Raw genomic sequence first — 25,506 nt, 5'->3', positions numbered from 1 at the left:
ATTGTAACTTTGTCTGTGATAGGCAAAGAGTGTAGAATGACTCCACTTTATTTATGGAGAATCGATGAATATATACTCCAAGCAGATGGCGTAATGGAAAGCGCAGATTGTCACGGAGCTAAAATGCTTTTGTGCTAATCTGCGCTTATTTTTTGTTATTTTCTTTGGAGCAGTTTTTTCTTCTTTGAGGAAGTTCTTAGGCAAAAAGGGTGGATGCTTTGTTATGTTGGCTCCTCTCTTGTCAGCAGATAGTCAGTATGTAGAGGTAGACGACACTGGCCGGTATTGCCATCAGCGCACTGTCGAAACGGTCGAGCATACCACCATGTCCGGGCAAAATGTTGCCCGAATCCTTTACGCCCAGTTGGCGTTTCATTAACGACTCTGTCAAGTCACCCCACGTGCCGAATACAACGACCACCAATGCAAGTCCGATCCATTGCCATACCGACATGAAGGAGAAATAGTGGGCAAAAACCAGCGATGAGGCTATGGAGAAAACTCCGCCGCCGATGCTGCCTTCCCAGGACTTTTTAGGCGAGATGCGCTCGAAAAGCCGATGCTTTCCTATTAGCGAACCGACACAATAAGCTCCTGTGTCGCTTAGCCAGATGAATACAAAGATAGAAAGGGGCAGGATGGGGTTATAGCTGACGCTACTTGTTGTAGGCGAATTATGATAGGCCAGCACACTAAGCAAGGCGAAAGGCAAAGCTATGTAAAGTTGGCTCAGCATGGAGCAGGCCCAATTGCCGATGGGGTTCTCCTTTTTCAGATACAACTCGGTTATCATCAGATACAGCAACAGTCCCAAGTAGGGGAGGAACACGTAGGTACCGGCCGCCTGTGTGCAAAAGCTCATCAAGGCCAGAACCAGATAGGCGGCGCCCAGCGAGGTAATGGTGCGGTTGATGCTGACTTTACCGCTTTGGTTAAGCAGGTATCCGAACTCGTGCACGCTAAGTGCGGCAATCAATGTAAACAACAAGCCAAACGTAAGAGGGCTGTAAAGGATACAGCCCACTAATACGATGACGAATAACGCGCCTGTGACAGCACGTTGGATGAAATTGCTTTTCACAACGTTTTTCGTTTAAGTGATTAGATCTTTTAGTTATTTGTCCGAAGAAGAGTTGTTTTCCGAAGCATTGTTTTCTTTCTCTTCCTTATTTTTGTTTTCTTCGGCTTCTTTCTCTACTTCTTTTTTAGCTTCCAAGGCTTTTTGTGCTTCTTCTTCCTCGGCTTTCTTCAGCTCGTCGGCACGCTTGGCGTTGATGATTTCTTCCGAGCGCGAAGCCCACGGGCGTTTTCCGAAGATGGCTTCTACGTCCTCGGCAAAGATGACTTCTTTGTCGATCAATATTTGCGCCAGGCGGTTGTGTCCTTCCTTGTGCTCGGAGAGGATGCGTTTGGCACGTTCATACTGTTCGTTCACCATGTTCTTCACTTCTTCGTCGATCAGTTCGGCTGTCTTCTCACTATAGGGACGATTGAAGGAATATTCTTCGTTGTTGTAGTAGCACAAGTTGGGCAGTTTTTCGCTCATACCCAAGTAAGCTATCATGCCATAGGCCTGCTTGGTTACACGCTCCAAGTCGTTCATGGCGCCTGTCGAAATTCTTCCGAGGAAAAGGTCTTCGGCAGCACGGCCGCCCAGTGTGGCACACATCTCGTCGAGCATTTGCTCTTTAGTCGTGATCTGTCGTTCTTCGGGCAGATACCAGGCGGCGCCCAAGGCACGTCCGCGAGGCACGATGGTAACTTTAATCAGTGGGTTGGCATACTCCAACAGCCATGAGATACTGGCGTGTCCGGCTTCGTGGATAGCGATAGAACGACGTTCGGCTTCGGTAGTAATCTTGGTCTTTTTCTCCAATCCACCTACAATACGGTCGACAGCATCGAGGAAATCCTGCTTGCCTACAAACTTCTTACCGTGGCGGGCTGCTATCAGGGCAGCTTCGTTGCATACGTTGGCAATGTCGGCTCCAGAAAAGCCTGGTGTCTGACGAGCCAGCAGATCAACGTCAACCGTATCGTCTATCTTGATGGGGCGCAGGTGTACGCCAAATACTTCTTTGCGTTCGTTCAAGTCGGGCAGGTCGACGTGTATCTGACGGTCGAAACGTCCTGCACGCAACAAGGCTTTGTCGAGCACATCAACACGGTTGGTAGCTGCCAGAATGATGACACCGCTGTTCGAACCAAATCCGTCCATTTCGGTGAGGAGCTGATTCAGGGTGTTCTCGCGTTCGTCGTTGCCTCCCATGGCGGCGGCTTTGGCGCGTGCGCGTCCTACGGCGTCAATCTCATCGATGAATACGATGCAAGGGGCTTTCTCTTTGGCCTGGCGGAAAAGGTCACGTACGCGCGATGCTCCTACGCCGACAAACATTTCGACGAAGTCGGAACCTGCCAGTGAGAAGAAAGGCACGTTAGCTTCACCAGCCACAGCCTTGGCCAGCAGGGTTTTACCTGTGCCCGGAGGGCCTACAAGAAGAGCTCCCTTGGGGATTTTTCCTCCCAGGTCGGTATATTTCTGAGGTTGTTTCAGGAATTCAACAATTTCTTCTACTTCCTGTTTGGCTTCGGCCAGTCCTGCTACATCCTTGAAGGTGACCCGTGTAGACGAACCTTTTTCGAAAAGCTGTGCTTTCGACTTGCCCACGCTGAAGATGCCTCCTCCGCCTGCACCTCCGCCACCGCTCAGACGGCGAGACATGAAAATCCAGAAGCCGATGAGGAATGCAAACGGCAATACCTGCCAGAAGAAAGCCAGCAAGAAGTTGCCTTTCTTTTCTTCGTACTTGACAGTGCCGTCGAAGTGTAGTTCGTCCTTCTCTTTTTGCAGGAAGGCGTCCATGCTTTCGAGCGAAGGCACTTTGGTGGTGATGACGGGAGTCTTGCCTACGCTATTTGAGTCTTCCTTAAAGACGTCGGCTACGTGTTGAGGCTTGATGTAGACTTCGATGGAGTTGTCGTCGTAGCCTACTACTTTGCTGACGTAGCCGTTGCGTACGTATTGCTGAAATTCGTCGTAGCTCAGGTCCTTGGTTGGGGTTGTGCTCTCGTTGGTGAGGTACAGTCCCAGCAAAGCCATGGCAATAAGCATGTACAGCCAGTTCAGGTTGAACTTGGGTACATTCATTTTTGGTTTTTTATCAGTATTATTGTTATTGTCCATACGTTTGTTTGCTTGTTAATCGAGGTCGGGGATTTGGGTTAGTTTGGCATCGGCCCACAAATGCTCCAGGTTGTAGAATTCTCGGGCTTCGGGCAAGAATACATGTACCAGTACGTCGGCATAGTCCATGGCTACCCATTCGGCGTTGCGCAGTCCGTCTACAGCAAAGGGGCGTGCGTTGGCTCCCTTGCGTGCGAATTCTCTGACAGATTCTACGATGGCTGTCACTTGGCTGGGTGAATTGCCCTGGCAGATGACGAAATAGTTGCATATTGTATCGTCTATCTGGGTGAGGTCGGCGATGACGATTTTCTTTCCTTTCTTATCTTGGATACCTTCTGTAATTTGCTGAATTAGATTTTTTGCTTCGTTCATTATACATTATTATATTAAAACTGTTGACAAATATACGGTGATTTCTTCTATCAAACACGCAAAAGGGGAAAAAGTCTTTCATTTTTGATGTTTTTTAGGTATATAATTGGGGTGAAATGGGGATTTTACCATTTTTTCGAAAAAAAATATTCGTTTTTTGTTTGCGATTAAAAAAAAGTCCGTATCTTTGCAACCGCAAAAAGGAAATAAAGTTCCACTGGGCTATGGTGTAATGGTAACACTACAGATTCTGGTCCTGTCATTCCTGGTTCGAATCCAGGTAGCCCAACCAAAGAAAATGAGATCCTGTCAGACGATGATGTCCGGCAGGATTTTTTTATGCTTTCTTTTTTTTCTGTAGGGGCGCGGGGCTGGCTCAGATTGCTGTTAATAAGGCTGCTTCATCTCCCCATTTTTTCCCTAGTTAGGAAAAAATTTTTTGTTAACTGGGAAAAACTTTTTTCCTAACTGGGGAAAAATTATTCTCTAACTGGAGAAAAACAGAAGAGGTTGTATCTGGAAGTATGCTCCTGTCTGTGTAATGACGGGAGGCTTCCGGATACAACCTCTTTCAGTTTGTCTTTATCGGTCGGTTGGTGAGAGGGTTAATCGCCGTTCTTGATGTTTTCGTCGATCACTTTGATTTTTTGCTTCACCAGTTCGATGTCGTTTTTCAGTTTTTCTACCTTGCGGTTCAGTTCAGTCAGCAGGCTGTTTCCTTTCTTCGACGATGCGTTCAGGAAGCCCAAATTGTTCTCGTAGGTTTGCAGTTCGGCCTTCATGTTGTCGCAGGTGCGTACAAGTTTCTCGCGTTCGCGGTAGAGGGCTTGTGAATTGCCTTCGGAGATGCTGCTGATGCTCGTCTTGAAGTTGCTCAACTTCTTGTTGGAGGCGCTGATGTCGAAGCGGTCGAACAGCTTGTCTATCTGGGCATGATATTGCTTGTATATCTTGTCCTTATCTTTGAAGGGCACAAAACCGATGGCGTTCCATTCCTTCATCAGGTCTTTGACGAGCTGAGAAGCTTCGTCTGTATCCATATCTTCGCCGATGGCGTCCAGTTTGGCGATGATTTCTTTCTTCTTTTCGAGGTTCTCCAGCTCGACGGTGCGTTGCGAGGAGGTTGCCTTGTTCTTTTGCTCGAAGAAGTAGTCGCATGCGCCGATGAAGCGTTTCCATACGGCATCGGAGTATTTCTTGGCCACGGGACCGATGGTTTTCCATTCTTTCTGCAGTTTGGTCAGCTCGTCGGCTGTTTTCTTCCAGTCGGTGCTGTCCTTCAGGGCTTCGGCTTTTTCGCAAAGGGCACGTTTCTTTTCGAGGTTCTCGCTCATGCCTTCTTTCAGCGACTTGAAGAATTCGGCTTTTTTCTTGAAGAATTCGTCGCATGCCTTGCGGAAGCGTTCGAAGATTTTCACGTTCATCTTCTGGGGAGCGAAGCCGATGGTTTTCCACTTGCTTTGCAGGGCAAGGATTTCCTGTGTCTTGTTGTCCCATGCGGCAAAGCTGGTCAGTTCGTTGAAGTCGATGGCTTCGACGATCTCGCAGATGACGGTCTTTTGGTCAAGGTTGTTCTGTTCAGTCTCTTTCAGGGCTTCGAAGTGCTGCTGGTGACGTCGGTTGACAGCTGTCGAGGCGGTCTTGAAGCGTGTCCAGATCTCTTCGCGCAGTTCTTTGGCTACGGGGCCTGTATCGCGGAATTCCTGATGCAGTTTTTGCAGTTGGTGGAAGGCCGATACAACGTCTGGTTCGTCGGCCAGCTTTTCGGCAGCCTCGCACAGGTGTGTCTTGATTTCGAGGTTTTTCTTGAAATCGTATTCACGGAACTCGTTGTTCAGCTTGAGCAGGTCGTAGAATTTTTCGACGTAGAGCTGGTAGTTCTTCCAGAGTTCGTTGATTTTGCCCTGCGGCACGAGTTTCACTTCGTTCCATTGCTGTTGCAGGCGTTTGAATTCGGCGTACGATTTGTTGGCGTCGTCGGGCGAGTCGATGAGGTCTTTCAGTTCTTCGATGATAGATAGTTTGACCTGCAGGTTCATTTCCTTCTGTTTTTCGAGCTCGGCGTTGGCGGCGCTTCTTTTTTCTTTGATGACGGACATGGCGTTTTTGAATTCTTCTTCCACGGTGTCGGTTTGCGGCACAAAGTCCTCTGCGGCTCCACCATTTTCGATGAATTGCTTTTTAGCGGCTTCCTGCTCGGCGTTGTGCAGCTTGTAGAATGCCTGCTTTAATCCGTCGATTTCTGTTTTGGCTACGTTTTCCACATCCGTGGCAAGTTCTTTCAGTCGGGCCAGTATTTCTTCCTTGGTCAGTAGTTTCGGGGTTGTTTCTGCCGGCTTTACCGAAACGTTTTCTTCAGCGGGAGTTTCTGTTGTCGCCGGTTCAAAAACCTCTGCTGCTTTTTTTTCTTCTTCTAATTCCACGGTTTTTTCGGGGAGATTAGTGTCATGAGTGTCCGTCATTGTATTTACTTTTTTAGAAACGGGTTGTTCCCGTCGGTTTTACACATTAGGCTACAAATAAATGAAATAAAAAGGTTATTTCATACTTTTTTGCTGATTTTTTTTTGTTTTTATGGCATTTTTTTACCGATTGTACGGTTAGTTTGTTTCTGTTGTCAGGCCAGCAGCACGGTTATTCCCATGTAGAGCATCATGCCGATGATGTCGTTGGTGATGGAGATAAAGGGACCTGTGGCGATGGCGGGGTCTACCTTCAGCTTTTCGAGCGTCATGGGCACCAGGGTGCCGAAGATGGAGGCGAACATCACGACGGCAAACAGACTGATGGACACCGAGTAGGTGACGGTGGCGGCGCTGCCGAAGCGGATGAAGTTGTACAGGTAGACCAGCAGCGAGATGATGGTGGCGTTGATGCTGGCCACGACGGCTTCTTTGGCTACTTGCTTCAGGGTGTCTTTGGCGTCGAGCGAGCTGTTGGCCAGGCCTTGTACGATGATGGCGGACGACTGTGTACCGACGTTTCCGCCCGTACCACCGATCAGGGGGATGTAGAGGGCCATTTCGGGGTGTGCGGCAAAGGTGGCGTCGAAGTTGCCCAATATCATGGAGTTGCCGATACCGCCCAGCATGCCGATGAGCAGCCAGGGCAGGCGGGCGCTGGTTTGGCGCACAAGGTTATCGTCAGTTTCGACGTCTTGCGAAAGACCCGAAGCCAACTGGTAGTCGCGTTCGGACTGCTCGCGCACTTCGTCCATGACGTCGTCGACGGTGATCTGGCCGACAAGTCGTCCGATGCTGTCGACTACGGGGACGGCCACGAGGTCGTACTTCTCGATGATCTGTACCACTTCGTCGATAGGTGTGTCGACATGTACCGAGATGGGGTCTTTCTTCATCACGTGCTTCACTTTCGATACCGAAGGCGAGGTAATCATCTTCTTCAGCGGGAAGACGCCTTGCAGACGCTCGTCGTCGTCGATGACGTAGACGTAGTAGATTTCGTCGAGCTGTTCGGCTTGCAGGCGCATCTCCTTCAGGCATTCGGGCATACTCCAGTTTTCGTTGACGGTTACCATTTCGGTACCCATCAGACCGCCGGCGGTATCTTCGTCGTACTTCAGCAGGTCGACGATGTCGCCCGCCTGTTCGATGTCTTCGATGTGCGACAGGACTTCTTCCTGCTTGTCTTCGTCGAGGTCGCGCATCAGGTCGACGGCATCGTCGGTGTCCATGTAGTCGACGAACTTCTTGGCGATGGTTTCCGAGGGGAGCAGTTCGAGGAACTCTTTACGGACGTCCTCGTCCATTTCTACGAGCACGTCGGCCGCCGTTTCGTTGTCGAGCAGGCGGTAGACGAAGCGTGCCTTTTCGGGTTCAAGGTCGTTGCACAGCTCGGCTATGTCGGCGGGGTGCAGGTCGGCCAGCAGGACTTTGACGTTGTCGGCGTCTTTCTGTTCGATCAGACTTTTGACTTTGTCGATATATTCTTCGTCTATTTCCATTATTTTGATTGATAATTGATAATTGGTAATTGAAAATTCTTCGTTCTCGGTTAATGAACATTATTCATTTTCCATTCTCAATTCTCCATTTACTAAGTTTGTCAGCTCTACGAACTCCTGAACGGAGAGCTGTTCGGGTCGGCGGTCGAAGAGAGGATCGGCCGTCAGGGGACAGTCTTTTCCGACGAGGGGTTTGATGGAGTTACGCAGGGTCTTGCGCCGCTGGTTGAAGGTGGTTTTCACCACTTGCTTGAACAGGTGTTCGTCGCATCCCAGGTCCCGGGTATCGTTGCGGGTCATGCGGATGACGGCGCTTTTCACCTTGGGCGGCGGGTTGAAGACGTGCTCGTGGACGGTGAAAAGGTATTCAACGTCGTACCACGCCTGTATCAGCACGCTCAGTATGCCGTAAGTCTTGCTGCCGGGACCGGCGGCGATGCGTTCGGCCACTTCTTTCTGTATCATGCCCGTACAGCAGGGGATGAGGTCTTTGTTGTCGAGCATCTTGAAGAAGATCTGGCTCGATATGTTGTAGGGATAGTTGCCGGTCAGCACGAAGGGGTTTCCGTCGAACACGCGCCGCAGGTTCATCTTCAGGAAGTCGTCTTCGATGATGTCGTCTTCCAGTTGCGGGTAGGCTTCGCGCAGGTAGGCCACGGATTCGTAGTCTACTTCGACCACCTTCACCGGCCTCTCCTTGGATAGCAGGAATTGGGTGAGTACTCCCATGCCGGGTCCTACTTCGAGTATGGGCAGGGCGGGGCAGGCGTCGACGGTGTCGGCGATGTCCTGTGCTACTTTCAGGTCTTTCAGGAAGTGCTGTCCCAGAAACTTTTTAGGCTTTACTAATCTCATGTATCAAGTTTATTGTTACTTTTGTGCTCCACAAAGGTAGTTCTTTTTAATGAAGAATGAAGAAGGAAGAATGAAGAATTTTAGCTCTCGATTGATAAGAATCCTGTTGCCCCTGCTGTTGGGGGCTTTTATCCTATATTGGGTCTATCGCGATTTCGATTTCGAACGTGCTTTCCAGGTGCTTCGTCACGGCTTGCGCTGGGATTGGATGGCGTTGTCGCTCTTTTTCGGTGTGTGGAGCCATGTGGAGCGCGGTTTGCGCTGGCGTCAGACGCTCGACCCGCTGGGTGTGTATCCGCGTAAAAGCCATCTGGTCGATGCCATCTACCTGTCTTACGCCACCAGTCTGGTGGTGCCCCGGCTGGGCGAGGTGTCGCGTTGCGGGGTGCTGTCGCGCTACGACGGGGTGCCGTTTTCGAAGTCGTTGGGTACGGTCGTTACCGAGCGCATGGTCGACGCACTGTGCATGCTGCTCATTGCGGGTGTGACGTTGCTGCTCGAACTGCCTGTCTTTCTCACCTTTTTCCATCAGACGGGGACGAAGGTGCCTTCGCTGGTGCATCTGTTTTCCTCGCCGTGGTTCTACGTGGCGCTGTTCAGCGTGGTAGGCGTCGTGGTGGTGCTGGTGTGGATGGTGCGTGCGCTGTCCGTGTTCGAGCGGGTGCGCGGGGTAGTGCTCGACGTGTGGCAGGGCATCATGTCGCTGCGTCGGGTGCGCAATGTGCCGCTTTTCGTGCTTCACACGGTGCTGATGTGGCTTTGCTATTTTCTTCACTTCTATCTGACTTTCTTCTGCTTCCCCTTTACGGAGGGGCTGAGCATTGAGGCTGGTCTGGTGATGTTCGTGGCGGGTACGTTTGCCGTCATTGTGCCTACGCCCAACGGGGCGGGTCCGTGGCATTTCGCGGTCATTACGATGATGATGCTCTACGGGGTCGACGCGGTCGATGCCAGTACGTTTGCCCTCCTGGTGCATGGGGTGCAGACGCTGCTTGTCGTGGTGCTGGGCTTGTGGGGCTGGGGGCATCTGGCGATTGGCGGTAGGAGTGGCAGGACGGCCGCCTGACGTCGGCAGGCAGGTGCTTTTCTTCCTCCTGAGTGTGGCCTGTGCATGAATGAATCAGTATTTCAAATATCGCTTTCCCTGTTTTTCGTTTTTCTTTTGCTGTCTATTTGCTGCTCGTGTTTTGCGCATCTCGCGTGCTACGTTAGCAAAGGTAGGGCATCGCTTCGAGGCGGCCAAAAACGGGGTATGTTGAAATGGTGAAAATATGTTAATGAAATACGAATTATGTGTTAATAAACCTAGCTTGTTGTTGCTCAGGCGGAAATAGCGCATTTTCAGAAGTCAGTGTAGTTCCTTCTTTAGGGCGTTTATGTGGCTAGTGTCCGACGAGCCTCTATCTTGTGTCTGTAATGTAACGCCATAATTGCCGAAAAACGGCCTGTCCGTAGATTGTCCGGCATGTGAAAAACAGCGTTTGTTGCAGTGTCGAAAAACCGTGCAAGGGGGTATTGTTTTTCAGGAAGTTTTTTATTATCTTTGCAGAAACCAATTTTTCGTTTTATACTGCTATGAGTGATATCTTACAACTTGCTCCACAGAACGTGTGGAAGCATTTCTATTCGTTGACTCAAATCCCCCGTCCTTCCGGACATATAGAAAAGGTGACCGAATTTCTGGTCAATTTCGGTAAGGGGCTGGGGCTGGAGTCCTTTGTCGATGAAATAGGCAACGTCATCATCCGCAAGCCGGCCACGCCGGGCATGGAGAACCGCAGGGGCGTCATCCTGCAAGCCCACATGGACATGGTACCCCAGAAAAACAATGATACGGTACACGATTTTACGAAAGACCCTATTGAAACCCGCGTCGACGGCGACTGGGTGAAGGCTAAAGGAACAACCCTTGGTGCCGACAACGGTCTGGGCGTGGCAGCCGCCATGGCTGTGCTCGAAGCCACCGACCTGAAGCACGGACCGCTGGAAGTGCTCATCACCAAAGACGAGGAAACGGGCATGGTAGGTGCTTTCGGGCTGAAACCCGGAACCTTGGAGGGCGACATCCTGCTGAACCTCGACTCCGAGGAAGAAGGCGAACTGTACATCGGTTGCGCCGGCGGTATCGACTTCACCGCTACGCTGGAATATAAGGAAGAAGCGCCCGCCGAAGGCTTCGTAGCACGCAAGCTGACGCTGAAAGGACTGCGCGGCGGACACTCAGGCCTCGAAATAAACGAAGGCCGCGGCAATGCCAACAAGCTGCTGGTGCGCGTCGTTCACGACCTGCTGCTTGAGTTCGATTGCCAGTTGGCTTCGTTCGAAGGCGGTAACATGCGCAACGCCATCCCGCGCGAGGCTCATGCCGTGATGCTGTTCAACCCCGAAGATATGGACGGTCTGGACGACTACATCCGCGAGTACGAAGCACAGATCGCTGCCGAATACGCACCCATCGAGCAGGGTATCAGCCTGAAGATGGAAGAAGTTGACGTGCCCGCTACCGTTGTGCCCGAAGAGATTCAGGACAGCATGGTCAATGTGCTGATGGCCTGTCAGGACGGCGTGATGCGAATGATTCCTACCGTGCCCGATACGGTCGAGACTTCGTCCAATCTGGCCATCGTCCTCATCGGAGGCGGAAAGGCCGACGTACGCATCCTGGCGCGCAGCTCGTGCGACACGATGAAAGACTTCTTGGCCGACAGCCTGACCGCTTGCTTCTCGATGGCAGGTATGAAGGTCGAACTGAGCGGCAATTATTCTGGCTGGCAGCCCAATGTCGACTCGCCCATCCTGCATGCCATGAAGCTGTCCTACAAGGAACAGTTTGGCACGGAACCGGCCGTCAAGGTGATACACGCCGGCTTGGAGTGCGGCATCATCGGAGCCATCTACAAGAATCTCGATATGATTTCCTTTGGCCCCACCTTGCGCTCGCCCCATTCGCCCGACGAACGTGCCTACATTCCTTCGGTCGGCAAGTTCTACGACTTCCTGGTGGCTACGCTTGAGAAGACGCCCGAAAAGTGAAAAAGACGGCGGTAATAGAAAAGAAAGACTAATACTTCAAGACAACGGGGACAGGCTACGGTCTGCCCCGTTTTTTTGTACCCGTACTTCTGCCATTTTGTCCGTACGGACATTCTCGCAACACGCTTGTCAGTACAATATGGCAGTCTTTTAATGTCCGAACTTACGAAAAATTGACCCATATCAAGAAATATGTTATATAACATGTTTTTCTACCTTCAATCGCTTGCCATCTCAAATAATGGCTCTATTTTTGTGCTGTAAAACATGAATTCAATGAGAATTCAACAGGATAACACATTATTTATAGGAGGATAACAAAATGAAAATGTTAAAGAAAATCATGAATCGACTCGGCCAGAACAATGCCGATGTTTGGGGCTACGTGATGCTGGGTGCACACAAGTTCTAAGATTCGAAAAAGCAAAGAGAGAAGAGAAACAAATTAGGTTTTCAGGTATTAGTTTTTATTTGATTTTTCAAGTTTCGCGGAGGCGGAATTTTTCGGAAGTCCGTTCTCGGACGGAACTTGAACTAAACTTTTAAAGCAATGAAACAGAAATTTGTTAGTACACTGAAGCACATTCTTGCCGAGATGGGAAGAAGCGAGATGCAGAAAAGAGGGGTTTATCTTTCTTGAAAAAGAAAGGATCACCCTCTCACCACAGAGAGAGAAAACTGAAGACGGAAACACCGCGTATACATCCGTACGTTTTTAGGATAACGTTTTAATTTTTAAGGTTATGAAAAAGAAGATTGTTAATTCATTTAAGCGCGCCATGCTGTTGGCTGGCAAAAACTGGATGGAGGCAATGCGATATTATAGCCTTCAGATGTAAAGCACAGTAATTATTAGTTAATCATACACACCAGGGGGATATCTCTTTTCATTGAGGGATATCCCTCTTTTTTTGTCCGTGCAATATTTTTTCAGTTAAAAGATACGCCCGTTAACATTTTATTCTCTTATTTTGTTATAAAGGAAGAATCGAACCTTCGATTCGGCATAATGAAACCTACAAATAGAGAGAAGAATATGAAAACAATCCGAAGAATTTGCACCGTTATGTTGCTCGTGCTGATGGCTTTTCCAGCCCTCCACGCGCAATCGTACGACAACCTCTGGAAGCAGCTCGAAGAAGCACGCGAGAAGAGTTTGCCGCAAACCGTGATTCGACTGGCCGACCAGATCTGGCAGAAGGCCCAAACCGAGAAAAACGCTCCGCAGATGCTGAAAGCCTACGTCTGTCGGCAGGCCTGCCAGAAACGTATTACGCCCGACAGCCTTTACACCAGTCTGGCCGCAATGGAGCGCTGGGCGCAGGAAGAGGCAGACGAGACGAATCGCGCCATTCTGCACTCGCTCTTGGCGCGTCAGTATGCCGACTTGCTCAGCACCAACCGCCGCACGCTGCTCAACTCTCCCTCGCTCCTTGTCGACGAGGCTCCTGCCGACGTGCGCGAGTGGAGCCTTAACCTCTTCATCGACCGCATCGACGCCCACCTGCAAGCCTCTTTGCAACCCGTCGAAGCCCTGCTGCGTACTACCGCTGCCGACTACGACCCCTTCGTCATCCAGCAGGATGGCAGCCGATTCTATGCCCACGACCTCTACCATCTGCTGGCTTGCCGTGCCGTCGATACGTATCAAGGGTGGAGGGGTTTCAACGTCGATTCGCTGATGGATCGCCGCATCAAAAATGTCTATCAGACGATGATTGCCACCTATCGCCAACGCCCCAATGCGGAAGATGCTGTCGTAATGGCCACCCTCGACTACGAGCAATGGCGTGCCGATATGCAGTCGCCCGACGGCTATCTGCAAACCCTCGACAGCCTCATCGCCGCCTATGGCACACGCGACGTCTGCGGCGAAGTCTACATCCGCAAGGCTCAGTGGCTGAACGACAAGCGGCGCTACGCCCAAGCCCTGCGCGTATGCGACGAAGGTTTAAAGCGCTATGCTACCTACAAGCGCATCGGCGAACTGAAGAACATCCGTGCACGGATCCTGCAACCGGCTCTCAACATCTATACAGCCGAAGGCTATCCGTCCGATTCGGTCAGCATGCGGGTCAACTATCGCAACCTCAGTGGCTTCACCCTCAACGTCTATGCCACCGACTACGACGAACGCCCCTGGCTGGACGATGGCCTCACGTCCGCCGTCTGCCGCCGCCACGGTCGTCTGCTGGCTTCGCACCGCTTTGCTCTCCGTCCGCTGCCGGGTAAGGATAAGGCCGCTGAAGACGTGCCCTACCATTCTTGTGATACTACGTTGCACTTCCGTCTGCCTGATGACGTAGGCGTATATATTCTTCAGGCAGTGCCCGAAGGTGAAAAGACGCTTCACCAGTCATACAATTTTCTGTGTGTCAGCCGCTTTAAGGTACTTTCGCTGAACGTCGACGAACAGACTACCGAATTCATCACCCTCGACGCCCTTACCGGCCATCCGATAGCAGGTGTACAGCTCAGCTTCTATTCCGACGATAGCAAAAATCGCCGTCTGCTGACTCAGCTGACCACCGACTCCGAAGGCAAAGCTCTGCTCACTGGCCAGCCCAATGCACGCTATTACGTGGCGCGCAAGGGTGACGACCGCGCCATGACGCCTCAGTATTTTCGTCAGGGCATCTCCAGAATCGTTGATTCTGATACAGCACAGAAAATGCTGACCCTGCTCATCGACCGCGCCATCTATCGCCCGGGGCAGACAGTTTATGTGAAAGGTATCGCCTACGAACAGACAACCGATGCCGCTCGTGTGCTCGAAGGTGCCGACTACGAACTGCTTCTGCTCGACGCCAACCGCAAGGAGCTGGCCTCCCGCAAGGTGCGCACCAACGACTTCGGTTCCTTCTCAGCCGAGTTCGTGCTGCCTTCGGCATGTCTCAACGGTGCTTTCTCCATCACCACCCGCAAACACGAGGACTCAGCTTCGTTCCGGGTCGAAGAGTATAAGCGGCCGACGTTCGAAATCAGTTTCACCCCCGTGGCCGAAGCCTATCGCCTGGGCGACCGTGTGATGCTGCGTGGTAACGTCAAGTCCTTCAACGGCATGTCCGTGCAAGACGTTCCTCTGGCTTTTACCGTGACGCGCCACGATCTGCTGAGAAGCTATTTTGTTCCTTCGACGAAACCTTTGCTGGCCGATACCGTCCGGCTCGATGCCGAGGGTAATTTCTGCATTCCTCTGACGTTAGAGGCTCCTGCCGATACTTCAATGGGAGGCTATCGTTATTATCATTATCAGGTCGAAGCCTCCGTAACCGATGATGCGGGCGAGACACAGACAGCTTCCTATGGCATTCAGGCAACGACAAAGGCCTATTCTTTTATGGCTGACATGCCGCAGGTGATTTGCAAGGAAGACAGTTTGCTCTTCACCATTAGCGTTGCCAACGGCGTACAGCAGCCTCAGGCAGTGAAAGGCCGCTACCTGCTTCGCCCAGCCGATGCCGATCGCATTGTCCTCGAAGGCGATTTCGTGGCCAACCAACGTCAGGACTTCTCCTCCTTGAGGTCAATCCCCTCGGGCAAGTACCGCATGACCTTTGTCGTGACCGATAGCCTGGGGCGTGAAGAGAATAGCGATATACAGACTCATTCGATCGTGAACTTCACCCTCTTCTCGGAGCACGACACACGCCTGTCTCAATTCACCGAGCTGTTCGTACATCAACCCCTCGATGAGTTCGACGAAACGCAACCCGCCGATTTCTTCTTCGGCACCTCCTTCAAGGATGCTTATGTGCTGATGGACGTTTTCACTGGTCGCCGCCGCATCGAGGCCCGTGTACTTCAGCTCAGCGATAGCCTGATGCACTTCACTTTGCCCTACCGCCCCGAGTATGGCGAAGGGGTGACGCTGACTTTCAACTTCGTGAAACAGGGCTTACACTACTCTCACCAGCTATTCTTTAAGAAGCGCCAACCCAACCGCACCCTCGACCTGAAGTGGGAAGTCTTCCGCGACCGCTTGCGCCCGGGGCAGGAAGAAGAGTGGAAGCTCGTTATCAAGACACCTCAGGGTTTGCCTGCTTCGGCCGAAATGCTGGCTACGATGTACGATGCCTCGCTCGATAAGCTTTTCCGCCACAATCAGTTATTGAATATATATTTCAGCAGTCGTCTGTATAGCAGCTATCGCAATGCCAGTCGCTATGCCGATGCCTACTTCAATCTTCGCTTTCCGCTCGATAGCAAGTGGGTACCTGCGTGGGCATACGACTACTTCTATACTTATTTCTCCGCTGTTGGCGAAGTCTTGTCCATTAGCGAAAATAGCCTGGTACTGAGACAGAAAACTGCTGATGCCCCCATGGCTCGTGGAGTGGAAGAGAGTGCTGATGCGGTCGAAGTGAAATATGTACCGGCAGCTGTGTTCGAAGAAGATCGTGAAGAATCGTTCATCACAGGTGCTTTGCCGGAGGCTCAGTCCGAGCTTCGCACCAATTTTGCAGAAACAGCCTTCTTCTATCCGCACTTGCGCACTAACGAGCAGGGCGAAGTAACCATTGCTTTCACCATGCCTCAAAGTCTGACTCGCTGGCGTTTCCGTGGTTATGCCCACACCAAAGATATGCTGACTGGCCAGTTGGAAGCATCGGTCATTACATCTAAGGAGTTTATGCTGACGCCTAATCTGCCGCGTTTTGTGCGGGTGGGCGACCATACTCAGATAGCTGCTACCATCGCCAATCAGACAGACAAGGCTGTGAAAGGCACTGTTCGTTTCGTCTTGTTCGATCCCCTGACGGAGAAGGTCATCGACAGTCAGAAGCAGAAGTTTACAGCCGATGCCCGTCGGACCACTTCCGTATCGTTCGCTTTCGACGTGGACGAGCGCTACAGCCTGCTGGGTGTGCGTATCGTAGCCGATGGCGATTCGTTCAGCGATGGTGAGCAACACCTTGTTCCTGTGCTCAGCAACAAGCAGTACATTACCGAAACGTTGGCTATGCCTATCCGTGGTGGAGAGAGTCGCACCTTCGACCTTAGCCACCTGTTCAACGGCGACAGTTCCACGGCTACCGACCGCCGTCTGACGGTTGAGTTTACCTCTAACCCAGCCTGGTATGCTGTTCAGGCGTTGCCGGTGCTGGCTCAACCTACTACCGACAATGCTATCGACTGGGCTTCTGCTTTCTATGCCAATTCGCTGGCGGGCTTCATCGCAGGTAGTCAGCCGCGTATCAAGGCTGTGTTCGACGCCTGGATGGCCGATGGTGGCAATAAGGAAACTTTCCTCAGCCAACTGGAGAAGAATCAGGAAGTGAAGAACATTCTCTTGTCTGAGTCGCCTTGGGTACTCGAAGCCGCTACCGAAAGCGAGCAACGTAGTCGTATAGCCACACTGTTCGACCTCAATCAGCTGAACAACCGCAATCTTTCAGCTTTGACCAAACTGAAAGAGCTGCAAGGCACCGACGGTTCGTGGAGCTGGTACAAAGGTATGTCGGGTAGTTCCTACATCACCAGCTACGTGGCCGAATTACTTGTCCGCCTGCCACAGTTGACTGGCCAGCCCCTCGCAGCCGACGCACAGACCATGAAGCAAGCAGCTTTCGGCTATTTGAACAACCATGCGCTGGAGGCTTACCGCTCGATGCTGAAGGCCGAAAAGCAGGGTAGCAAGGTATCTTCCTTGTCCGACGACCTTGTACAGTACCTCTACCTCGTAGCTTTGTCCGGTGAAAAACTACCCGATGCGAACCGCAAGGCGCAGGCTTACTTCCTGACGAAGATAGGCGGTAATCTGACGACTGCCTCCGTCTCGTGCAAGGCGCGTGCGGCCATCATCCTTCTGTCCGCAGGCAAGAAGACCGAAGCCGACCGCTTCATAGCCTCGTTGAAGGAGCACCTGGTGCAAGAAGACGAGATGGGTGCCCACTTTGCTTTTCTCGACGCTCCCTACAGTTGGTCGATGATGCCCGTGCCCGCCCATGTCAAAGCGATGGAAGCCTTGCGTAAGGCTGGCGGTAACGATGCTTTGGTCGAGGAGATGAAACTCTGGCTGTTGAAGCAGAAGCAAACCACTTGTTGGAAATCATCGGTCGAGACAGCCGATGCCATCTATGCCTTGTTGTGTCAGGGCAATGATTTGCTGGCTACGGCAGGCGATGTGCGTATCACTTTGGGGCGTGAAGTCATCGAAACCACTTCGCCCGCTGCCGATGCTACACCTGCTTTGGGCTATGTGAAGGAAACCTTTACTGAAGATCATCAGGCGCTGAAAGCCCGTCAGGTAACCGTTGAAAAGCGTGATGCAGGCATCGCTTGGGGAGCCGTGTATGCCCAATATCTGTCGCCCATCGCCGATGTGAAGCAGCAGGGCGGCGAACTGAATGTGGAGAAACGCCTCTATGTAGAGCGCTTGTCAGCCGATGGCCAACGTTCGTTGCAGCCCCTTGGTCAGGGTGAAGCCCTGACGGTGGGCGATAAGGTTGTATCGCGTCTCACCATCCGTTTGGATCGAGCCATGGATTTTGTTCAGCTGAAAGACCAGCGTGGCGCTTGTTTCGAGCCGCTCAGTGCCTTCTCAGGCTATCGTTGGAGCAATGGCTTCGGCTATTATGTCGAGGTGGAAGATGCCGCAACCAACTTCTTCTTCGACCACTTGGGCAAAGGCGTCTATGTGCTCGAATATAGTTACCGTGTGGCTCGTGGAGGTACCTACGAGGCCGGACTTGCTACGCTGCAATGTGCTTACGCGCCCGAATATGCTTCGCATTCGGCAGGAAGAAAATTAATAATTAAAAATTAAAAATGAATAGTTGGAGTGGGGTGAGGAGAGTTAGAGGTAATCTTGTTTGATGCTCCCATCTTCCTCCCACACCCTCTAACTATTAATTATTAATTATTAATTATTAATTTTTAATTCTAAAGAAATCGCCCTACATTTGCCCTTGTAATTTAGAATCCCAACTTTCGCAAGCTCAAGTTGCAGTTGACAAGCAACAAGTTGACGAGTTAACAAGGCGTTTGTAGCGAGCCGTTTCAAACGGCATTTTATCAAACAGGGTGTTCCAGCCTAGTAGACTTGTTAACTGAAGCCTTGTCAACTAATAAGTTGAGCACTTGCGAAACTTAAGTTAGAATTAAAATAAATGAAGCGAATCATAACCACTTTATATGTATGTATGGCGGCTTTGGGAGCTTTGGCTCAGCCGCGTTTTACGTCCAATACCGAGATGCACAGCTTAGGGCAAATCGAGTGGAAACACCCGGCCACCGTGCAATACACCATCACCAACACCGGCGATGAGCCGCTGGTGCTGACTGATGTAGAGCCCGATTGTGCCTGTACGGTAGCCCAGTGGACACAGACGCCGATAGCCCCCGGGGCGAAAGGTATGGTCAACGTCACCTTCGATGCCGAAGCGTTGGGTACCTTTCAGAAGTCGGTAGCTATCTACACCAATGCCGAACCTCATATTGTCTACTTGCGTTTCAACGGTGAAGTGGTGCAGGAAATCAAGGATTATACCAAGACTCATCCCTACTTGATCGGCCAGATACGTATCGACAAGAATACGCTCGACTTCCCCGATGTCCACTTGGGTGAGCATCCGGTGATGCATGTCGGCGTGGTAAACTTGTCCGACCGCCCCTACGAACCCGTGCTGATGCACCTGCCTCCCTATCTGGATATGGAGGTGAAGCCCAATGTGCTTCAGAAAGGTGAAAAGGGCATTATCACTCTGACACTGAACCCTGAAAAACTGACCGACCTTGGTTTGACGCAGGCTTCCGTCTATCTGTCGCGTTTTGCAGGCGATAAGGTGACCGATGAAAGCGAAATACCTGTATCGGCCATTCTCTTGCCCGACTTTTCAGACATGACCGAAGCCCAAATGCAAAACGCACCTGGTATCCAGCTTTCGGCTACCGACATCGATCTGAGCAAGGTGCTGGCCAAACGCAAGAAAGCCAAACAGGATATTGTAGTAACTAATACCGGACGTTCACCCTTGCAGATCAGTAAGTTGCAGGTATTTCATCCGGCTGTGGGCGTCAGCCTGAAGAAGACCGTGTTGCTGCCGGGCGAATCGACCCGTTTGCGTGTGACTGTCAATAAGAAAAATATCGGTACCCGTCGGCGTCATTTGCGTCTGCTTATGATCACCAACGACCCGATGAGACCCAAAGTAGAAATTAACATTAAAGCCAAATAATCATGGAACATCCCGAGAATAACGAAGCATACAAAGGATTGGTAGTCAACGCCGGAGTCGAACAACCTTCGACCGTAAGTCCTTATTTGAAGAATCGTCCGAAACGTAAGAAACGCGAACTGACGGTAGCGGAGTATGTGGACGGCATTGTGAAAGGTGACGTGACGATACTCAGTCAGGCCGTGACGCTGGTCGAAAGCGTACGCCCCGAACACCAGGTCATCGCTCAGGAGGTCATCGAAAAATGTCTGCCCTATTCGGGAAGCTCCATCCGTGTGGGCATCAGTGGTGTGCCGGGGGCAGGAAAGAGTACTTCGATTGATGTCTTTGGCTTGCACGTGCTCGAACAGTATGGCGGCAAGTTGGCTGTATTGGCTATCGACCCCAGTAGTGAGCGCAGCAAGGGTAGTATATTGGGCGACAAGACACGTATGGAGAAACTGTCCGTACATCCCAAGTCGTTCATTCGTCCTAGTCCATCGGCTGGTTCGTTAGGAGGCGTGGCCCGCAAGACGCGCGAGACCATCATCTTGTGCGAAGCCGCCGGCTATGACAAGATCTTTGTCGAAACGGTCGGAGTAGGGCAGAGCGAGACGGCCGTACACTCTATGGTCGATTTCTTCCTCCTCATTCAGTTGGCAGGTACGGGCGACGAGCTTCAGGGCATCAAGCGTGGCATTATGGAGATGGCCGACGGCATCGTTATCAACAAGGCCGATGGCGACAACCTGGAGCGTGCCAAGCTGGCAGCAGCCCAGTTCCGCAATGCCTTACACCTGTTTCCTGCGCCCGAAAGCGGCTGGACACCTCAGGTGCTGACCTATTCGGGCTTCTACAACCTGGGTGTGAAGGAAATCTGGGACATGATTTACCAATACATGGACTTTGTGAAAGCGAACGGCTATTTCGAGTACCGTCGCAACGAACAAAGCAAATACTGGATGTACGAAAGCATTAACGAACAGTTGCGCGACAGCTTCTATCACAATCCGAAGATCGAAGCCATGCTGGCCGGTCAGGAACAACAGGTGCTGCAAGGCAATCTGACTTCGTTTGTAGCGGCCAAGTCGCTGCTTGACACCTACTTCGACGATATGAAACGTTGAGGCTGCCCGTTGCGTCAGAAGGAGGCGACAAAGTCGTCGAAGCTGAGGTCGGTGATTCCTATCTTTTCTTTTAGACGCATCTTTTTGCGCGATATGCTTCCCTTGGCTATGTGGTAGATTTCTGCCAGTATGGCCAAGGGAAGTTCCATTTTCACCAGGCAGCAGAAGTCTATTTCTTCATCGCTCAGCTGGGGATAGGCGGTTTTCAGCCGTCGGGTAAAGTTGTCGAAGCAGGCGTCAGTGTTGTTGCGCAGCGTTTGCCAGTCCTCGGGCGAGAGGTGCAGGGCGCCTGCCTGATTGCGGCTTCGCATCAGTAGGGGGATGGTGATTTCGTTCAGTTGCTTGAAGTATTCCAGACGCTGGTTGAGTTGGGCGTTTTCAAGCTGTTCTTTGGCTTCCTGCTCGCGCAGGTAGCGTATCTCCATCTCCTGCTTCGAAAGCTGGGCTTGCATCAGGTCACGGTTGAGCAGCGCCTGGCGGCGGCGTGTGTAGATGTAGTAAGCACCCCACAGAATGATGAGTGCGCATACCACTGCCGCGAGTCTGTACACCTGAAGCATCCGGTGGGTCAGCTGACGTTCGCTGTCTTCGATCTGTTGCTGTTGCTTGCGATATTCGCGTATGGCATGTACTTTCTCCAGCAGTTCAGCTTTCTTGTCTGCATCGAGCGAGTCGCGGTAGCGCACGTGTTCGCGCAGGAAGTCAATAGCTTTATCATACTGTCCGCGGCGGTTGAGCACTTCGGCCATGTAGCGGTAAGCATCCGTCTTGCGGGCCAGAGGAAACATCTCGGCTATGCGGCGGAAGTAGGGAAGGGCCGAGTCGTTGCGGGCAATGTGATAGCGCACACCTTGGCGTAGGGCATGGTAGTATTCTTGTCGACCGGCTTGGGTGGCAATGGCACGGTCAAGGTGGAGTAGGGCAGAGTCAGGCTGTTGCAGGTATAGGTGTACGACAGCCATTTCAGCTTGCAGTTCGGCACGCCGTTCGGGCGTTATGGCGTAGGCATAGCGATAGGCCGTGTGCAGTTCGTCGAGGGCTCGGGCGAAATCCTTTTTGCTTTTCTCCCGCTGGCAGCGGAGGAGGCAGATGCGTATCAGCATCAGGCTGTCCTGCTGTTCGGTGGCCAGTTGTTGGGCATTGTCCAGCAACTGGTTTTCTCGTTTCTCAAAATGATTGAAGCGACAAAGGTCAGCTTGTGCAATGTCCAGTTCCATGCGGAGTCGTGGGGGCGCCTGGGCAGGCAGATAGCGCTGTGCCTTTTCGTAACGCTCTTGTGCACGAAGCAAGAAATACCCCTGATGAAGTTTCTTCCCCTGAAAAAAACAGATCATGCTGACATGCAGCGAGTCATCAGCTTCGATGGCCTGCTGGAGGCCGGTTTGAAGCAAGCTGTCGGACAGGTGAACAGAGTCGTGCAAGGCGATGCTGTCCCAAACTTCATTCGGGATGTCGTCGTGGCGCTGGGTGCACGCGGTGAGCCACGAGGCAAGCAGGAGGAACAAAAAGGCGTATTTCATATGTAAATTGCAAATATAAGCAAAGGAAACCGCCGCAACAAATGAAAATCTTGTTTTCTAATGGGAGGAGGATAAAGAGGAGGGATTTTTTCCTAACTGGGAAAAAATATTATTGTTAGTTAGAATTAGTTGATAATAAAAAAAGAGGATGTATCACATCTGATACATCCTCTTTTTTTATTAATTTAAACCCTATTTATTGTCCGGAATAGATCACATTTGCATTATCAGTAGCTGCACCACCCAAATAACCATCATAGTCAGTTGTTGTTAACGTTCCAGCATTGTAGATTCTACCTTTGAGGTAAGTAGTCGTTGCAGTTAATGTCTTACCTTTAGGAATATTAATGGAGTAACCTTCATCAATAACAAGTCCTTTAATAGTTATATTTGTATTAAATACAACGCGCTTATTGCTTTGAACTTCAATGTATTTATTAGCGTCACCAGCATAAGTACATTCTGTACAATCACCAGCAATTACCACATAGTTAGCAAAATCACCAACTTTATCTTTATCAACTTTAGCTGCTGTAGTAATGACTTTGATAAAGCCTTGATTATTCTTAACTACAGTATTGTAATTACCTGTTTCAAATAACAAGATAGTACCAATCTTATTGTTGGATTTATTGAATGCAGCTGTAAAACCAGTACCTGTTGCATTATTTGTTACATAGGTATAAGCATTGGCATTCATCTGCTGGATAAATCCATAGTTTCTAATTTCACCAGTTGAACCTTGACGGATACCTAAGTTGCCTGCATTGTAAATCTTACCATATTCTTCCAAGGAAGTTGCTTCATTAGTCAAATTAACTGCTCCATTAACAAAGAATTCTGCACCTTCTGGAATATTGATAGTTCCGTTATTAGTCAAAGGTAACTTCATTTCTACAGTTCCTTCTACATTAACAGTACCATTATTGATGATAGAGAATCCATTAGAAGATGTGAGTTTTGCATCCACAGTACCAGCTAATTTCATAGTAGCATTTTTATCAACGATCAGATTGCTAATCAATTCGTAGTTGTTCTTAGCTGTGAACTTCCAAGAACCAACAAGTTTAACATCAACTTTGTCTGTTCCAGTGGCAGTAGCTACAGGTTTCATGATTACTGATGGAACTTCTGTTTCTACTGTGCTGACAAATTTCAAAGTTGTACATACAGTTCCTGTTTCTTGACTACGCTTAAAGCTAATGTTATTGTCTTCATCTGCAATACGAGCTTCATAAGCAGCTGCAGCATCAGCATTCAATACAAATTCACCATTCTTATCACCATCCAAATAGAAAGTAACTTCTGCATCATCTGCAATAGCATCATATACAGTCAAAGCATCCATCAGGTGTTGTTCGTCTGTAATGTGCAATCCATCCATATCGATATTTTTAACATCTACATCAATAGAACGTTGTGCATAACCTGCTACTTTTTGACCAGCAAAAACAGAAGTAGCAGGAGCATCAGTCAGTGTATTTGCCAAAATGAAGTTGATTCCTTCAAGTACCTTTTGTGCAGTAGCGCCAGACTTACTCCAAACTTCAGCATCTTTATTCAAAGTTACTGTACCATAATTGGTGTAGACTGTTACATTAGCCTCATCTGCTTGTTGAGCTACGCTTGTTTCAGTTTTTGTTGGAAGCAATGTGAAAATAGCAGCATTGTCAGTGATATCAGTAGTTGATAGAGTTTCAGACTGTGCACTCACATTTTCTTGGTCAACAGTAGATTGATATTTCCATAATGGATATTCTGTTTTGTTTATTTGTGTTGCAGGGTTAGCAACAGAAATTTTTGTTGTAAACAATCCATTACCAGTTTTTGTAGCCTTTAACTCTACCTTAGCTACCTTTAAAGGTGTTACATTTAAGCTGTTGATATCATTTGTGTTTTTAAGATTAGAAGTCAATTTCAAAGTTGTACCAACACGCTTTAAAATGATTTCATAATTCTTACCATATCCAGCTGTATTATCTTCGTTTGCATCATAAGTCGGAATACTTAATATTTCTGACATGTGCGGTGTCAATTCTTTGGTTTGAGCATTCTGTGCAACTGGAATTTCTAATACAGGAGCAGCGTTTCCTTTATTTGCAAATGTTGTATCTGCTGGATAAACCATGATGGCACCACCCTCTAAAACCATTGATTTGGTTGTAAATGTAAAAGCTTGTCCATCTTTTGCAGAACCTTCATAAATGGCATTTTGATAGCTAGTAAAGCCAGACGTAATATTACTCCAATTAACTCCATGAAATAAAGACATTAAATCGCCAGCTTCAAAATTCACTTTCATATTAGAAGTGATTTCTGCTCTTGTTGCTTTATTAGTTTCATCAAATGCTACAGAAAATTGAATAGGTGATTCTTGAGAGAGCGGTTGTGTTATTTCCTCATCAGCTGTACAGGATGCTAAAGCTAACCCACCCATTAAAGCTGTAAATAAAAATTTAGATCTCATACTTATTTTTTTTAAATGTTTGATAATAATAATGTTTTTTTAAATCTCAGGTGGAACTTCGGTCCATTCATCTCCGCCACTTCCTGCGAAGCCCTTCTCTACTTCCACCTCCAGAACTTCCACTTCCGGAGCTACATAAAACTTTTCCATTTCCATAATTTTAGTTTTTAATTGTTAGTAAATAAATTAATGTTTATTAGTATTTCGTTCTCGTTTTTCATTCAGTTGTCATCGTATGTGGTGCGACATACCTTATTATAAAATTAACTCTTTTTAGCGTATCGCACGCTGTATATTGTTAAGCCATGAAAATTATCGTAAATCCTTTCTTCTTGTATCGAGCCATGCTCTATATATAATAAGGTGTAAATTCCAACCTCTTTTTACTGTTTGATTTATCTTCGGATTTTATTCGTTTATTATATGCTAATTTGTTGTATATCTGTATATTATAATACTACACAACAGCGCATAATTCAGGCTGCAAAGTAACTAACTTATTTCCTAAATAGGTTTCAGGCGTATTCTGCTGATAATCAATAGAATATAAATAGGGAAGGAGAGAATAAACGGGAAATATGCGCGTATAGTGTGTTTAAGGAGGATGACGTAATCCGTTTATAATTAGTGAATTAGAGTGTCCTTCATTATAGAGCCTGATCAATCCCAAGTACATTTAACACCACTTCATGACACCAGACAGGAATATTGTAAAACGTTGATTCTGAGTATAAATAGAAGGGAAAAGAGCAGTGGATGCGATGGTGTTGACACCTATAATTGATACTTTTGGGTAAAAAAGTGTAAGGAAATTAGATAAAA

At 49.4% G+C, this 25,506-nt stretch carries 13 protein-coding genes and 1 tRNA gene; 6 read left to right on the top strand and 8 right to left on the bottom strand.

Features of this window, described 5'->3' with window-relative positions; translation table 11 throughout:
- Positions 1–241: 241 nt before the first annotated feature.
- Genes BQ5591_RS18425 through rsfS form a run of 3 tightly spaced genes read right to left on the bottom strand, consistent with a single transcriptional unit; the run spans position 242 to position 3,559 of the window.
- Positions 242–1,081, bottom strand: a complete 840-nt coding sequence (locus BQ5591_RS18425; RefSeq protein ID WP_071150446.1) for a phosphatidate cytidylyltransferase — start codon at positions 1,079–1,081, stop codon at positions 242–244.
- Positions 1,082–1,114: 33 nt separating this feature from the next.
- On the bottom strand, positions 1,115–3,184 hold the full coding sequence (ftsH, locus tag BQ5591_RS18420) for an ATP-dependent zinc metalloprotease FtsH (RefSeq protein ID WP_071150445.1): 2,070 nt from the start codon (positions 3,182–3,184) through the stop codon (positions 1,115–1,117).
- A gap of 15 nt (positions 3,185–3,199) precedes the next feature.
- Positions 3,200–3,559, bottom strand: a complete 360-nt coding sequence (gene rsfS, locus BQ5591_RS18415) for a ribosome silencing factor (protein WP_022162053.1) — start codon at positions 3,557–3,559, stop codon at positions 3,200–3,202.
- A 218-nt stretch (positions 3,560–3,777) separates the two neighbouring features.
- Here rsfS and BQ5591_RS18410 point away from each other — a divergent pair.
- A tRNA-Gln gene (locus BQ5591_RS18410) sits at positions 3,778–3,851 on the top strand.
- A gap of 313 nt (positions 3,852–4,164) precedes the next feature.
- On the opposite strand, the gene BQ5591_RS18405 is transcribed toward BQ5591_RS18410, so the two are convergent.
- From BQ5591_RS18405 to rsmA, 3 genes are all read right to left on the bottom strand, one after another.
- Positions 4,165–6,021 carry a DUF349 domain-containing protein gene (locus tag BQ5591_RS18405; RefSeq protein ID WP_071150444.1) on the bottom strand — a complete coding sequence of 619 codons (1,857 nt, stop codon included), beginning with the start codon at positions 6,019–6,021 and terminating at the stop codon, positions 4,165–4,167.
- 155 nt (positions 6,022–6,176) lie between these two features.
- Positions 6,177–7,523 carry a magnesium transporter gene (gene mgtE, locus BQ5591_RS18400; protein ID WP_022162051.1) on the bottom strand — a complete coding sequence of 449 codons (1,347 nt, stop codon included), beginning with the start codon at positions 7,521–7,523 and terminating at the stop codon, positions 6,177–6,179.
- A gap of 60 nt (positions 7,524–7,583) precedes the next feature.
- Complete coding sequence (rsmA, locus tag BQ5591_RS18395) at positions 7,584–8,378, bottom strand: 16S rRNA (adenine(1518)-N(6)/adenine(1519)-N(6))-dimethyltransferase RsmA (RefSeq protein WP_071150443.1); 795 nt, start codon at positions 8,376–8,378, stop codon at positions 7,584–7,586.
- 70 nt (positions 8,379–8,448) lie between these two features.
- Here rsmA and BQ5591_RS18390 point away from each other — a divergent pair, with 70 nt between their 5' ends.
- The 5 genes from BQ5591_RS18390 (at position 8,449) to meaB (ending at position 20,697) form a co-directional block, all read left to right on the top strand.
- The gene (locus tag BQ5591_RS18390) at positions 8,449–9,444 is read left to right on the top strand and encodes a lysylphosphatidylglycerol synthase transmembrane domain-containing protein (protein ID WP_071150828.1); all 996 of its coding nucleotides are present in this window, start codon (positions 8,449–8,451) and stop codon (positions 9,442–9,444) included.
- 509 nt (positions 9,445–9,953) lie between these two features.
- Positions 9,954–11,411, top strand: coding sequence for an aminoacyl-histidine dipeptidase (locus BQ5591_RS18385; RefSeq protein WP_071150827.1), 1,458 nt, complete (start codon positions 9,954–9,956; stop codon positions 11,409–11,411).
- 1,036 nt (positions 11,412–12,447) lie between these two features.
- The gene (locus tag BQ5591_RS18380; RefSeq protein WP_071150442.1) at positions 12,448–18,180 is read left to right on the top strand and encodes an alpha-2-macroglobulin family protein; all 5,733 of its coding nucleotides are present in this window, start codon (positions 12,448–12,450) and stop codon (positions 18,178–18,180) included.
- Between the two features lie 343 nt (positions 18,181–18,523).
- A complete protein-coding gene (locus BQ5591_RS18375; RefSeq protein ID WP_022162042.1) occupies positions 18,524–19,591 on the top strand; it encodes a DUF1573 domain-containing protein in 1,068 nt (355 codons plus the stop codon).
- Positions 19,592–19,593: 2 nt separating this feature from the next.
- Complete coding sequence (meaB, locus tag BQ5591_RS18370; protein ID WP_022162041.1) at positions 19,594–20,697, top strand: methylmalonyl Co-A mutase-associated GTPase MeaB; 1,104 nt, start codon at positions 19,594–19,596, stop codon at positions 20,695–20,697.
- A gap of 14 nt (positions 20,698–20,711) precedes the next feature.
- Here the strand turns inward: meaB and BQ5591_RS18365 are convergent, their stop codons facing one another.
- Both BQ5591_RS18365 and BQ5591_RS18355 read right to left on the bottom strand, forming a co-directional pair.
- A complete protein-coding gene (locus BQ5591_RS18365; RefSeq protein WP_159434520.1) occupies positions 20,712–22,217 on the bottom strand; it encodes a tetratricopeptide repeat protein in 1,506 nt (501 codons plus the stop codon).
- A 196-nt stretch (positions 22,218–22,413) separates the two neighbouring features.
- Positions 22,414–24,684: a hypothetical protein gene (locus BQ5591_RS18355; RefSeq protein WP_071150439.1), complete on the bottom strand. Its 2,271-nt coding sequence runs from the start codon at positions 24,682–24,684 to the stop codon at positions 22,414–22,416.
- Between the last annotated feature and the right edge of the window lie 822 nt (positions 24,685–25,506).

It is taken from the genome of Bacteroides ndongoniae (assembly GCF_900108345.1).
Classification (GTDB): domain Bacteria; phylum Bacteroidota; class Bacteroidia; order Bacteroidales; family Bacteroidaceae; genus Bacteroides; species Bacteroides ndongoniae.
This window is presented reverse-complemented; position numbering and strand designations above follow the sequence as displayed.